General features: G+C 61.5%; 17 protein-coding genes. 9 read left to right on the top strand and 8 right to left on the bottom strand.

Annotated features, from left to right (window positions below):
* Window positions 1-506: 506 nt before the first annotated feature.
* Entirely contained in the window at window positions 507-635 is a 129-nt protein-coding gene (locus JQ621_RS35730) for a hypothetical protein (RefSeq protein ID WP_283813140.1), read from the top strand.
* A gap of 9 nt (window positions 636-644) precedes the next feature.
* Here the strand turns inward: JQ621_RS35730 and JQ621_RS02370 are convergent, their stop codons facing one another.
* Window positions 645-893 (bottom strand): hypothetical protein, encoded by a 249-nt coding sequence (locus tag JQ621_RS02370; protein ID WP_212233776.1) that lies wholly within the window; start codon window positions 891-893, stop codon window positions 645-647.
* A 191-nt stretch (window positions 894-1,084) separates the two neighbouring features.
* On the opposite strand from JQ621_RS02370, the gene JQ621_RS02365 reads away from it, so the two are divergent.
* Complete coding sequence (locus JQ621_RS02365; protein ID WP_212233775.1) at window positions 1,085-1,660, top strand: TIGR00645 family protein; 576 nt, start codon at window positions 1,085-1,087, stop codon at window positions 1,658-1,660.
* A gap of 11 nt (window positions 1,661-1,671) precedes the next feature.
* Here JQ621_RS02365 and JQ621_RS02360 read toward each other — a convergent pair whose 3' ends face one another.
* Window positions 1,672-2,001 (bottom strand): DUF1476 domain-containing protein, encoded by a 330-nt coding sequence (locus JQ621_RS02360; RefSeq protein ID WP_212232807.1) that lies wholly within the window; start codon window positions 1,999-2,001, stop codon window positions 1,672-1,674.
* Window positions 2,002-2,200: 199 nt separating this feature from the next.
* Here JQ621_RS02360 and JQ621_RS02355 point away from each other — a divergent pair, with 199 nt between their 5' ends.
* On the top strand, window positions 2,201-2,425 hold the full coding sequence (locus JQ621_RS02355) for a hypothetical protein (protein WP_212232806.1): 225 nt from the start codon (window positions 2,201-2,203) through the stop codon (window positions 2,423-2,425).
* Window positions 2,426-2,484: 59 nt separating this feature from the next.
* Here JQ621_RS02355 and JQ621_RS02350 read toward each other — a convergent pair whose 3' ends face one another.
* A complete protein-coding gene (locus JQ621_RS02350) occupies window positions 2,485-2,679 on the bottom strand; it encodes a hypothetical protein (protein WP_212232805.1) in 195 nt (64 codons plus the stop codon).
* 424 nt (window positions 2,680-3,103) lie between these two features.
* On the opposite strand from JQ621_RS02350, the gene JQ621_RS02345 reads away from it, so the two are divergent.
* Complete coding sequence (locus JQ621_RS02345) at window positions 3,104-3,361, top strand: DUF3551 domain-containing protein (RefSeq protein ID WP_212232804.1); 258 nt, start codon at window positions 3,104-3,106, stop codon at window positions 3,359-3,361.
* Window positions 3,362-3,458: 97 nt separating this feature from the next.
* Here JQ621_RS02345 and JQ621_RS02340 read toward each other — a convergent pair whose 3' ends face one another.
* Window positions 3,459-3,914 carry an EF-hand domain-containing protein gene (locus tag JQ621_RS02340; protein WP_212232803.1) on the bottom strand — a complete coding sequence of 152 codons (456 nt, stop codon included), beginning with the start codon at window positions 3,912-3,914 and terminating at the stop codon, window positions 3,459-3,461.
* A 293-nt stretch (window positions 3,915-4,207) separates the two neighbouring features.
* Here JQ621_RS02340 and JQ621_RS02335 point away from each other — a divergent pair, with 293 nt between their 5' ends.
* The gene (locus JQ621_RS02335; protein ID WP_212232802.1) at window positions 4,208-5,044 is read left to right on the top strand and encodes a DUF2927 domain-containing protein; all 837 of its coding nucleotides are present in this window, start codon (window positions 4,208-4,210) and stop codon (window positions 5,042-5,044) included.
* A 47-nt stretch (window positions 5,045-5,091) separates the two neighbouring features.
* On the opposite strand, the gene JQ621_RS02330 is transcribed toward JQ621_RS02335, so the two are convergent.
* From JQ621_RS02330 to JQ621_RS02315, 4 genes are all read right to left on the bottom strand, one after another.
* Window positions 5,092-5,310, bottom strand: coding sequence for a hypothetical protein (locus JQ621_RS02330; RefSeq protein WP_212232801.1), 219 nt, complete (start codon window positions 5,308-5,310; stop codon window positions 5,092-5,094).
* A gap of 295 nt (window positions 5,311-5,605) precedes the next feature.
* A complete protein-coding gene (locus tag JQ621_RS02325; RefSeq protein WP_212232800.1) occupies window positions 5,606-5,821 on the bottom strand; it encodes a hypothetical protein in 216 nt (71 codons plus the stop codon).
* A gap of 235 nt (window positions 5,822-6,056) precedes the next feature.
* Complete coding sequence (locus tag JQ621_RS02320) at window positions 6,057-6,779, bottom strand: outer membrane protein (protein ID WP_212232799.1); 723 nt, start codon at window positions 6,777-6,779, stop codon at window positions 6,057-6,059.
* A gap of 68 nt (window positions 6,780-6,847) precedes the next feature.
* Window positions 6,848-8,479, bottom strand: a complete 1,632-nt coding sequence (locus JQ621_RS02315; RefSeq protein ID WP_212232798.1) for an outer membrane beta-barrel protein — start codon at window positions 8,477-8,479, stop codon at window positions 6,848-6,850.
* A 441-nt stretch (window positions 8,480-8,920) separates the two neighbouring features.
* Here JQ621_RS02315 and JQ621_RS02310 point away from each other — a divergent pair, with 441 nt between their 5' ends.
* The 4 genes from JQ621_RS02310 (at window position 8,921) to JQ621_RS02295 (ending at window position 12,467) form a co-directional block, all read left to right on the top strand.
* Window positions 8,921-9,544, top strand: coding sequence for a hypothetical protein (locus tag JQ621_RS02310; protein ID WP_212232797.1), 624 nt, complete (start codon window positions 8,921-8,923; stop codon window positions 9,542-9,544).
* Window positions 9,545-9,977: 433 nt separating this feature from the next.
* Complete coding sequence (locus JQ621_RS02305) at window positions 9,978-11,522, top strand: DUF4118 domain-containing protein (RefSeq protein ID WP_212232796.1); 1,545 nt, start codon at window positions 9,978-9,980, stop codon at window positions 11,520-11,522.
* Window positions 11,515-12,240, top strand: coding sequence for a response regulator (locus tag JQ621_RS02300; protein ID WP_212232795.1), 726 nt, complete (start codon window positions 11,515-11,517; stop codon window positions 12,238-12,240). The genes JQ621_RS02305 and JQ621_RS02300 overlap by 8 nt, the downstream gene beginning before the upstream one ends.
* A complete protein-coding gene (locus tag JQ621_RS02295; RefSeq protein ID WP_212232794.1) occupies window positions 12,240-12,467 on the top strand; it encodes a hypothetical protein in 228 nt (75 codons plus the stop codon). The genes JQ621_RS02300 and JQ621_RS02295 overlap by 1 nt, the downstream gene beginning before the upstream one ends.
* Window positions 12,468-12,535: the final 68 nt, after the last annotated feature.

Below are 12,535 nucleotides of genomic sequence, written 5' to 3'. Positions count from 1 at the left end.
TTTGACTGTGCAAGGCCGCCCGCGTTCTCTCGGTCGCAGGGGCGGATTGGAATTTAACGATGATCGAGACGGTTTCGGCACTGATGGGTCTGCTAAGCGCGGGGATCTTCCTGGCCCATGCGTTTGAAGGCTACCGCACGAGGGCCTGAGGCGCTCGCGCGGGCGACATTGCATCACTCTTCAAGGCGGCACGTTCGGACAATTTTAATCAATCCGACCGAGCATCGAGAACGAGAGCAGCAGGTGTCCCATGCGCAAACATGACCTCGTATCCGACGGCTTTCTGGCTTTGACCGCAGGCGGCATCGTCCTGCTCTGCTCGAGCCTCGTGGCTCTGGCCTTCGGCTAATCCTCAACCTCCGTTTCAATGTTTCGGACCGCCGCGCTACTGCGACGCAGCAACGGGCAACCGCTTCGGGATTGTGCTGCTCCCGTTTAGTTGATTGAATTTCGCGTTCGGTGCCTCGACTCATTCCAGAGAGGCAACACCAACGAAGGCGACGCACATGCTTGCCGAGAAGTTCTTCCTGGTCCTGGAATCGCTGATCCGCAGCGACCGGACCTATCCCAATGGAAGCCCCCGGGTCATCAGCACCTCACCGCACGTCCCGGTGACGCTGCCGACTCGGAAATAACCTGGCGCTTCAGCGCAGCCCCAGGGGCGAGCGACGATAGAGACTGTCGCGCGCTTCGGAGAGGCAGACATAGCTGCCATCAAATCCCTGGGCATAGAGCTTCTGGCCCTTGCGGTAGTAGACGCCCTTCTTGAAATCCAGCCATACCACCTTGTCGCCGGGACAATGGCGCTGGGCCTGGTCCTCATAGCGGAACGGTGTCAGCGGTGTCGCCGAAACCTCCGTGGCCAAGCCCCCAAGGAGCATCGCAAGGATCATCGCACTCACGAGCGCGACGTGACCGAGCCTTTTCCTGTCCCGCACCACCGTCCGCCTCTCCCGATCCCCGGCCAAGCCGCACGATAGCATGAGACCTTACGGCCCAAACAGCGCGCAGCGGCGGGGCGTCTTCCACCTGCCAACGCGGCGGGGTACATGAGGACGGGATCATCCAGATGCGTGGACGCCAGATGTCGGCAGAGCCTGAAACCACCGGACCCCGGCCGCCCTCGCCGCGGCTCGGCCTGCTGCCGATGATCATCTTCGGTTCGCGCTGGCTGCAGCTGCCGCTCTATCTCGGGCTGATCGTGGCGCAGTGCGTCTACATCGTGCTGTTCCTGAAGGAGCTCTGGCACCTCGCATCGCACGCGCTCGAACTCAGCGAGCAGGAAATCATGATGAGCGTGCTGGCGCTGATCGACGTCGTGATGATCTCCAATTTGCTGGTCATGGTGATCGTCGGCGGCTATGAGACCTTCGTCTCGCGGCTCGACCTTCAAGGCCATCCCGACGAGCCGGAATGGCTCGGCCACGTCAACGCCAGCGTGCTCAAGATCAAGCTCGCGATGGCGATCATCGGCATCTCCTCGATCGCGCTGCTGCGCACCTTCATCGAGGCCGGCAATCTCGGCTCGAGCCGCGCCAGCCTCACCGAGAGCGGCGTGATGTGGCAGGTGCTGATCCACATTACTTTCGTCGCGTCGGCGATCGGGATCGCCTTCGTCGATAGGTTCAGCGACGCAACGACGCGCAAGCCCGCCGACTGAGCGTGTCCAAACTAACCGGCTTGGCGTGACGCGGCCTCGAGCTGCGCAAGCGCCTGGTGCTGACACTCCTGCAGCTTTTGCGCGACCTGCTCGCGCGAAATGCCCTTGGCGGCGAGATCGCTCGACACCTTGCCCAGGGTCTCGTCCATCGTCTGGCTCGCCAGATTGTCCGTGACCAGCGCCGTCGCGTAAGCCGCCGCGTCATCGCCGCTGAGTCCGAGCTGGCTGGCGGCCCAGAGCCCGAGCATCTTGTTGCACCGGGCCGCGGCCTTGAACATGAGCTCCTCGTCATGGGCGAATTTGGCCTCGAAGCCCTGCTCGCGCTTGTCGAACGTGGTCATGGTCAGCTCCATTTGCTTCATCGCTGATGGATCCGGACTGGAACCTTCCGGCCGAAGTCCGGCGGCGTCAAGCCGCCCGTGGGCGGCCAAGGGACCGCAGCGGTCAGCTCCGCACCAGCATGATCCGCCAGACCTCACATTTACGATTTATTAACCAGACTCACGCAGGCATGGAATCCGGGAAATCGAGAGCCGATGCATGAACAGAGAGCTTCGGGAATTTCGACGGCTTGAGCGCGTATGCCTGGAGCAGGCGGCGCTGTCGACCTTGGACCTCACGCGATCAGGGCTGCTGAAGGTAGCCGACGACTGCCGCTTGGCGGCCGAAGCGATCGAGGCGGTGCCCCCGCCCCGCGGTGTCATTGCTGTTGCCGTCGAAGCACTCAAGGTCGTGCTGACGCAGGGGCGTCCCCGCCCGCACTGAACCGACGTCGTGCGACAGCGCCGCACGAGCCCGAGCGCGCAGCGTCTCTGGTGTCGAGCCTACGCCTTGGCCTTGTTGGCCGCTTCGCGCGCCAGCCGCTCGGCCCTCAACCGCTCGCGATTGGCGTAAAACGCCTTCTGTGCCGCCTCGTGGTCGCGGATGGCCTGTTCCGCCTCGATCCGGCGTGCGGCATCGCGCGCCTGGCGCTGTTCGGGTGTCAGGGGTTTGCGTCGGAACGAAGTGTCTTCAGTCATGGCGCGATAACGCGCCGGTGAGGCAAAGGTTCCGCCTGGCGGTCGCAGGCCGCCTCGCTCCAACGAACGAAAACAACCCCATGCACAGTAGACGATACGTCTCGGATCAACACCTTACATCTCGATTCACCAAGGCCGTGCTGCCAACCCATTGTTGCCAAGGTCTTGCTGCCGAGGCCTCGTCAAAACCGGTTGACCTGTCGGGCAAAACAGCGGCATAATGCGATTATTCCGAAATCGAGCGTAAAGCGCCGTCCCCGCCTGCACGCCCCGGGATGGACCGCGACCGCGGTTGTGATTTAACGCGCCGCGGCGGCTCTGGTAGCTATGGGCTCCGCAGGAGCCATGTCCCAGACCCGCCATTGGCTTTTGCCCTCAAGACCTGTCGGCCTGTCCGTGAGGGCGTCATAGCTGGAGATTCAAGATGCGCACCGCAGCCCTCGCCCTTTTGATCCTCGCTGGATCTCTTTCTGCCGCGCATGCAGACCGCGACTATCCCTGGTGTGTCGTTGGCGACGATCTCGGCTGGCCCGGCGAGTGCATGTACGAAACCCGCGAGCAATGCCTGGCTTCGGCATCCGGCCGATGGAACACGATGTGCGACATCAATCCGCGGGTGAGGTTCAAGCAGCAGCAGGTCCCGCAACCCGGGGCGAAGAAATCGCAGGAGCGGCGCTGGTAGCGCTGGCCTGCGGCGCGTCTCGCCTGTCTATCCTGATCATCGCGCGCCGCGCCGACATCGTTAACAGCACTTGCCGGGGGGGGGTCCGTTACCCGTTTCAGTGAAACCTGTCCCGCGGCCGCTCCGTCGGCCCCTGCGGACCTCTGGGGGCGGTCGCCGCCCTTATTTCGTCACCCGTGACGCGGCAATCGCTGTTCCTGTCAAACCGCATGATGAATGCGCTCGGCTTGTCGACGAACTCCCTGCGCGAGACCTTGCCGTCCTGGTTCTCGTCGAAATATCCGAAATCGGCATCGGCCAGCGCCGCATCGGCCTTTTGCACCGTCGCGAATTCGCTTTTGTCGAGCGTCCCGTTATGATTGCGGTCCGCCAGGGTGAATATGCGGTCCGCGAAGGCCTTCCATTCGTCGCACGTGAAGATGCCGTCGCGATTGGCGTCCCATGTCGGCGGTCCGCTTCTGAGCAGGCCGTCCTGCTCCGGTGGCGGAGCGGATTGGGCGAGAGCGAAAGGTCCGTCCGTCAAAAACAAACCGACAGCCCAGCAAAGGGCCATGACAGGTTTTCTGCGCGACAATGTCCGTTCCTGTTGCTTTCGTTGGACTAACATCGCGGATCAATTGCCCGGCCCGACATAGCAAATCCATATCGTTTATCGACCATCTCGATAGCAAGAACGTAAACTGAGATCCTTCCTGGACTCCGACTCCAAGCTGATCTTGGCCGCGCCGGCTTTATGCCGCGCCTATGCGATCGTTGACCGCCTCTCCTCGAATTCATACCCGCCTAGCGACGATATTGGGTTCGGGTTCGCCGGTACGAGTCTTGCTTAGAAATCCGGACGATCTCATGAGGCAATTGCGAGTGATGATCCGGCTTCTGGCGATAGCTCTTGGCGCTGCCGTGGCACTTGGTGCCCTCGCGGTTCCGACCCGTGCGGAAAGCCCCGACATCTCAAATCGGCGCGCCGAGCAACGACGGACATTCAGCGACGCCGAAATCCAGGATGGCTTCTTAAAGATCGCGCTGGATGCCGAGCTGCAACTCGGGGCGCGGACCCATCGCATCCGCAAGTTCGACGAACCGGTCCGGATCTTTGTCGACGGCAACGTCTCGCCGCAGCGGACTGCAGCGCTCGACGCCGTCGTAAGGGACATCCGCGCGCGCATCGATCATCTGGATGTTGCAGTGACCGACAATCGCAGCGCAGCCAATTTCGTAGTGACGCTGATCACTGCTCGTCAATTGCTGCCGACCATTCGCGCACGGTTCGGCAGCGAGAAGGCCCGGCAGATCGAGCATTCCCTCAATCCGCAATGCCTGTCGGGCATCGCCAAGGACGGCGCCTACCGGATCAGGCGCGCCGAGGTGATCCTGCCGGTCGATGCCGGCGAGTTCACCTTCTATGATTGTGCCTACGAAGAATTGCTGCAGGCCCTGGGTGCGATCAACGACGATCGCTCGGTCCCCTGGACCATGTTCAATGACGATGTCCAGATGGGCTTCTTCGACATCTACGACCAATACCTGCTCAACATCCTCTACGATCCGCGGATCCGGCCGGGCATGACCAGGAAGGAGGTCGAAAGCCTCCTCCCCATCGTCCTGCAGGCGGCGCGTGACGTCGTGAGCCGCAACAACCGCCGCGATCAAGCCAGCGCGCCCGCGCTCACGCACTCGGATTGAGGGCGAGCGATCGCTTCAGGCCATCCTAGAGTGACGCACCAGCGAGATCACCGCTTCGGCGAGGTCGTCTTCGCTGAGGACGAAGAATACTCCGTGATCGCGAAGTCGGTCTTCTGCGGCTGGCGCGTTTGATGCGCAACGACGACCTGCCGGTTCTGGCTGTATTTCGACGGCGCGCTGGCCGACGCGCCGGCCGAAGCGGGTTGGGCCAGCAACAACGTCGTAAATCCGGTCGCGACACCAACGAGAGCAAGAGTCCTGGACATCGGCACCCTCCATCTGATGCGAGACAACTCGGACGGACGAGGTTTTGGGCATTTCCAACGACGACTCTATCCGGCGTCTTGTTGTCCCCTGAGATTCCAATGCTGATCCCAATTTTCGGCGCAGGCAAGATTATTCGGCAACTGCCGCATCAATGTGCAATTTTCGGATGGACCAAAGCGAAGGCAGCAGCCGTGCGGACCGGGCGCGCGCATGCATTCCTTGAAGAAACGATCCTCCCGGCCGCGTCTGCGATTGGGATTGCCTTCCGAGCGTAGTCGCTGAAGTCCCTCGGGGTCAGTTCGCCGCCGGACCGCGCCACATCGGAGATTTCGGTCCGCCGTAGTAGCGCATCGGTCCAAGAGAACTGGGCTCCTGCGCAGCAAGACGCGCAGTCGCGGTCGGCGCGTGATGATGGGCGTGCCGGTGCCGATGGCCATGCTTGGCCTGCGCCGAGCCGGCGGTGCCGACCATCAGCAGCGCACCAAAAAGCAAAGCGATTGCGAACCTCACCGTTGCTCTGATCGCGAACCCTGGTCGGGTGATCGAACTCATTGGCTCGGCCACATCGGATATTTGGGTCCTCCGTAGTAGCGCATCTGATGGGTACCAGACGTGTCTCCGGTCGCCGCGCCAAGATCGCTCACGCAGCCGGCAAGGCACGCGCCGAGCCATGCGAGAGCGATCATCGCCGCAATCTTCCGACCTAGCCTCGTGTCGGTCATGTTGTCCCCCTCCTCCAACGGTCTCAGTACTTCGCCACCACCGGGCCTCCGAACTTGTAGTCGAGGCCGAGCGTCACGAGCGAATATGTGTTGGCGACGTTGTAAGCCAGCACACCGTTGGTCGGTGCATCGCGACGGAATGTGCCGAGATCGAGGTAGGTGTATTCGAACTTCCCGATCAGGTTTTCGGTGATCGCATAGGCGATGCCGCCGCCTGCGGCGAGGCCGCTGCGTGTCGTCTTGAACGTGTCGACGCCGACGCCTGGATTGGTATTGGTATGCGTCAGCGCGCCGTAGCCCCAGCCGCCGGTGAAGAACAGCAGCAGCCGATCGACCGCGATACCACCGCGCGCACGAACCGTGCCGCCCCAACGCAGCTTGGTCGAGTCATCCCAACCGAGGGCAAAATTGTCGCCACCCTTGATGTCCGCCCCGAAGCCAGTGGCTTCGACGCCGAACACGATGTTGCCGGACTGCCAGTTGTAGCCGATCTCGCCACCGCCGAGGGCGCCCGTGGAATCGTAGTTGGCGGTGAAGTTCGCGAAGCCCGCCGGACCGGTTGCGTTGTTCAGATTATGGTTGCCGAGGCCATATCCGCCGAATACGCCGAGATAGAAACCGCTCCAGTCATAGGCTGGCGTCGCCATCGCCGGCGCCTTGCCGTAGATCGGAAGATCGGCCGCATAGACCGGCGATGCGAGACCAAGCGCGCAGAGCGAGGCCGTGGTGAGAAGAAACCGCTTCATTTTGAAAACCCCTGTCGAATGGTCCTGATGAAAGCGCGGCGATCCAGGCCGCGCCGCTTTGCCGCGCATCAGAAGTGAATGATGATGTCCGCCGAGCCGATGAGGGCGTTCTTGCGGTTCGCCGGGATACCGAGGTTCGAGTTGCCGTTGAACGCAAACGCATCCAGCGCCCTGTAGAACGAAACCTCAGGCCGAATCTCGATCTGGGGCGAGAACCAGTGCTGCCAGCCGATGCCGGTCTCGACGTAACGGGTCTTGGTGCCGGTACGTTGGCCCTGCTTGTCGTCAAACCACTCCAAACGGTAGGAGATGTTATCGAGCGGCGTTGCCTTGTAGTTCAGGTACATCAGGTAAGTCTGCCAGGAGGCATTGCAGGTGAGTGCATCCGCGTTCTTGCAAAACGCCTGGCCGGGCGCGTTGAACGGCATGATATTCGCCGAGAACGGCGTGCCCGCACCCGCAGCATTGATGGCCTGCACAACGGCATTGTTCAGGTTCGGTACGCCGCTCTGATGCCCGTTATAGCTCTCGAACGAGACGTGCCACTGGTCGTTGAACTTGTGGTAGTAGGTCAGTCCGTACCACTGCAGATTGTTGTAGCCCCAGACGCCGTTGTTGATGCCGTCTGCGACGATGTTGATGCTGTCGTTGCCGCTGTCGGTCGTATAGCGGACGCCGGCGGTGATGCTCGGTCTTGCACCTGGATCTTTCAGGAATGTGGTGCCGGGATAAAGCGGGTTCGGATTGGTATTCGCGATCCTCGCACCCCACTGCCAGGGCATCGCCTCGGTGCCGATCGTCGAACCCAACTGGATAATCAGGTTTTTCGTCGCCGCCAGCGTCGCCTGGACACCCGTGTTGGTATAGTTGTCGAACGTATAGGTCATCGAATGCGAGTACATGTAGTTGTTCGGCGCGAGCTGCGCTTCGATGTCCGGAATCGAGATGAACCGTCCGAAGCGGATGTTCAGACCTTCCGCGACCTGCGGAATGAAGACTTCGCCGTAGGCCATCGGCATGTCATAGCCGTAGTTCCTGTTCTGCTGGAGCAGCTGGTTGCTCCACAGGCCGTAGGCCGTGGTGTAGCGATAGTTCTCGCCATAGATCGGCGCGATGCGGAAACCCCAATCTACATGGTCCTTTTGGACCGTGTCGGGCAGGCGCTCGATGTAGACAACCGCCTGATCAAGCTGAACCGTGTTGGGATTGTAGCTGTAGGCGGCAGGGGCATTGCCGCCACGGACGGTGTTGCTGCTGAGGTTGCCGCCCGGATCGATCCAGCCGTACACCTGGATATGGGCGTCGTTCATCCACGATCCGAGGGTGGTGTTGGAAAGCGCACTCATCAACGGGCTGTCGACCGAACTCGGCCGCGTCACGCCGAGGTTGGTCGTGCCGCCATAGGGCCACTCCGTGAAGGGCATCGGCGGCGTGCTTTGCGGCGTCGTCGGCCATTCGGCGCGGCGTGACGGCGGCGCCTTCGGATCGGCGGGCGCGGCGTCGTGATTCCACTCGAGCCGATAGTAGTTGATGAAGCGCGTGAAGAAGTCGGTGCCGAGATAGCTGTCGAGACACGAATACTTCTTGTACGGATCGCAGAACGTCTGCCCCACCGGCGGAAGCGTGTCCGCCGCATTGGCAGCGCCGCCCATCCCCATCATCGCAACGAGCGATGCGCCTGCCAAAAGATAGTTTCTCATCATATTGCCCCAAGCGGTTGAGTACCGACGCCTTCAAGGCGTTCTTTCGGTTTCGTTAAGCTCGGTGCAATCCTTCGTGATGCGGCCAATAAAAAGCGATACGGTTTCCCACTCGGCTTCATTAAAATAAAATAGCGCAGTGACGCCACCGCGCGCCATTTGCCTGCACAAGCATCAAGTGCTCAGCCCATTTGCTCAAAGCGTCGGCGAAAAAGCGCTCTTTTGACGCTCGAACGATGTCGCAGCGCAAACCTTTCCTGCAAGCTGTGTCATTTTCGTCATACTTCGCTCGCTGCAGTGCCAGACTTGGTCGCAACAATCGTGGCGCAACGCGCCTACGCTATTTTTTTGCTACGTGAGCGCGCCGGATTGTTGATCGAAGATATATGTCGGGAGTCGCTATGCTGATCGTACAAGCAATCTGCTTCGCGAGGTTCGACCATGGAAGCCGTGACTCGTGCCGCGCGCATCAACGGCAAGGCGTCTCGGAAACGAAACGAAATCGAGTTCGATCTCACTTTCCTGCCAGAGAACCTGACGCAACAGTGCCGCAGCCTGATCGAATCGTATCACGAGGTGCACGGCTTCGCGTCGCTGCCGAACATGCTTTGGCAATTTCGCATGGGCCCGCTGATCGAACGTCACGGAGAGCTTCGGCATCTGCTCCGCAAAGCCTCGACCACCCGCAGTGCCAAGAAAGCCAATGAAGGCTTCGTGCAGATCGCAACGACGATACTCTCGCTGGAAATACTCGCCAGCAGCTTTGCCGGATGGAGAGCGATCTATCCCGAGGCCGGAGAGACGGCTCTCGATATCCTGCAGCAGAGCGCGCACGGACCGCACATGCCGCTGATGGAATTCTATCTCTATCCGCCCAAGCAGATCAGCGCCGCCGCGGTCGCCGCGCTGGCAGTTCCGCAAAGCCGCCTGGCCGACGAAGTCGGCCTCTACCGTGCGTCCAAGCCGGAACTGCTCGGCGCAAAGCGCGCCCTCCAATATGCGAGCATGCTTCGAGAGGGGCACGAAGCTGTATCCTCCGGGCCGGCCACGCCGGCCAGAGGCTAATCAACTCTCCCCATCGCAAATCCATAGGCTGCTCCCGACGCGCGCGGGACTTGCGGCAAATTCCGTAGTTTTCCGGAGCCGTTTGACTATTACTTTTATATTTCTGCGTGGGCACAGCAGCATAGATTTTCTACGCAGTTTTGGAACATCGTTGAGTCGCTGGGTAGTTGACGACATTGAAGCTGGATCTGCATCGTGACGTTTAGCGACTTTGGGGCGAACATCCCATCGGCGGATGCCGATCGGGGGACCATTGTCATCGACGTCCGACCACGTCCCGCTTGCAGACTGACCTGACCGGCAGTCAGGTCTCGATGTCGCCCAGCGAAGGCGCATACGTATTTTGATCTTTCATCTGCATCTAAGCCGCATGTTTTCAATGGCGATCATGCGGCCGAACCGAATCGAACTGGGACGGACCGGAGCGACCACCTTGCGGGAGTTCGCTCCACACAGCTTCGTGCGACGTACCGTTGTTCCGCTCCTGCTGTCGCTCCTCAGCATAGGGCTGGTTACCGCTGCCCTGCTCGCGGTCGACGTCAACGTTGCCACCATGCTGGTACCGCTCGCGTATCTGATTCCCGTCATGTTGGCGGCAACCAGATGGGGCATCTGGCCGGCCATCCTGGCATCGGTTGCAGGCATGGCCGCGGCCGACTGGTTCTTCTTCGCGCCGATCTACAGCTTTCGCGTGGATGACCCATCGGAAGCGGTCGATCTGCTGCTGTTCCTCATCGTCTCGCTGGTCAGCAGCAATCTGGCGTCAAGGCTGCGCAAGGAAACCGAGACGCTGCGCCAGCGCGAGCAGGAGATGCATGCGCTCTATGAGTTCTCCCGCAGATTGGCAGCTTGCTTCACGATTGCCGATCTGGTCGCCGCGATACAGCGGCACCTCGAGCTCGCCTTCGGGCATCCCGCGACCTTTTTTGTGGCGACTGCCGATGGTCATTTCGAGCCTTCGGAGGCGCGATTCGCACCGCCCGATGTGCAGACCACCGCCGCGGCGATGAATGCGGGCGTCGGTCCGCTCGCCCGCACGATCGTCGATGAGCGGCGCAGGGAAATCTGGCTGCTCCGCGCAATCTCGTCCGACGGTTCGGTGCACGGCGTTATCGCCATCAATATCGGCATCGGCTCTCAGCAGACGATCGAGGCGAGAACCATGCGGATCGAGGCTGTCCTCGACGAGACTGCGTTGGCGCTGCAGCGGCTCGACATCGGCAAGGCCATGGAAAGCGCCAGGCTGCACCTGCAGGCGCAGCTGTTGCGCGATGCCTTCCATGGCACGCTTTCGCACGAACTGTGTTCGCCGCTCGCCGCAATCAAAGGCTCGGCCAGCGTGCTCGAGTCCGTTCCGGCCGTGCGCGAGGACGCGCGCACGCGTGCCCTGGTCGACGCCATCTCCGAGGAGACGGCGCAACTCGATGGCTACATCCAGAACCTGTTGAGCGCAACGCGCGTCACTGCCGGCGGCCTCAGCCCGCGCCTCGAATGGGCCGACCCAAGGGACATCGTCAACGGTGCCATCAAGCAGCGCGGGCGCCGGCTTGCCGCACATCGGATCGAGACAGCGTTCGCCGACGAGCTGCCGTTGATCCACGTCGATTCCGGCCTGGTCGAGGAAGCCTGCGGTCAGATCCTCGAGAACGCCGCCAAATACTCGCCCTCCGGCTCGATTATCGCCATCGAAGTACGATCCGAACCGGGGCACGTGGTGGTGCAGGTCTGCGACCAGGGTGTCGGCATCACGCCCGACGAGCAGCAGAAGCTTGGCCACCGATCGTTCCGCAGCGCACGGCACCAAACTTCCGTTCCAGGCTCCGGTCTTGGTTTCTGGATCGCGACGACCTTCGTCCAAGCCAATGGAGGCACCCTTTCGGTTCAAAGCCGGGGGGCCGGACAAGGCACAACGGTGTCGATCTCGCTGCCCGCATCAGCATCGTCCACCTGCGAACTGACGGCCTCTGCCAATGAGTAAGCCCGCGAACGTTGTTTTGCTGATCGACGACGAGCCGAAGATTAGGCGCTTCCTGCGTGCGGGCTTCGAGCTCAACGGCTTCGTGGTGCTGGAGGCGGAAAACGCAGCGGAGGCTCTCAAGATTGCGACATTCAGTCCGCCGGATCTGATTGTTCTTGATCTGAACCTGCCGGACCTTCACGGCGCAGAGGTTCTCGAACGCATTCGGGCGTGGTCGAACGTACCGATTATCATCCTGTCCGTCGCTGCAGGAGAGGACGACAAGGTTCGTCTGCTTCAGGCCGGCGCCGATGACTATGTGGTCAAGCCGTTCGGCATGGCCGAGCTGCTCGCGCGCAGCGAGGCAGCACTGCGTCGGTACTTCAAATCGGCGACGGAGAATCCCGTCGTCGTCGCAGGCCCGCTCTCGGTCGACCTCGTGACCCGAACCGTCTCCCTGAACAAGACCCTGGTTCGACTGACGCGCAAAGAGTATCGGCTCCTGCACGTATTGGCCATGCATGTCGGGCTCGTCGTCACGCATGACCAGCTTCTCAAGGAGATCTGGAGCGGCAATCAGCGCGACAACATCCAGTACCTGCGCATTCTCGTGCGCAAGCTTCGCCAGAAGATCGAGACCGATCCGAATCAGCCGCGCCTGCTGATAACGGAATCCGGGGTGGGCTACCGGCTTCAGAACCGGTTCGACGCCGTGCCCGTCGCCGATCGGGTGAGCTGATGCTTCGTCCCTGCCCGCGCCGCTGCTTCTACCTGGTCGTCTCCTGGAGCGGCAATGTGCAAGACGGCTGGTTCTGGGAAATCCGCCGCAAGCGCAAGCCGATGGGCGTCAGGCTCAGGGAGTCCAACTTTCCCTCGCACCACGCCGCCTATCAGGCAGGCCGGATTGCGCTCGAGGACTTCCTCAACGGTCTCGTCATCGAGCGCGCCTCACGCGCGGCCGTCTGATCGCCCTTCCGCTTCACTCAGGTAAACCGCACGGGTAGAGCGCTCGTGCACAGCACGAACTCGCGCCC

It is taken from the genome of Bradyrhizobium manausense, from assembly GCF_018129685.1.
Taxonomy (GTDB): domain Bacteria; phylum Pseudomonadota; class Alphaproteobacteria; order Rhizobiales; family Xanthobacteraceae; genus Bradyrhizobium; species Bradyrhizobium manausense_D.
Note: the sequence above shows the minus strand (reverse complement) of the source record. Positions and strands in the feature narration are given on the sequence as shown.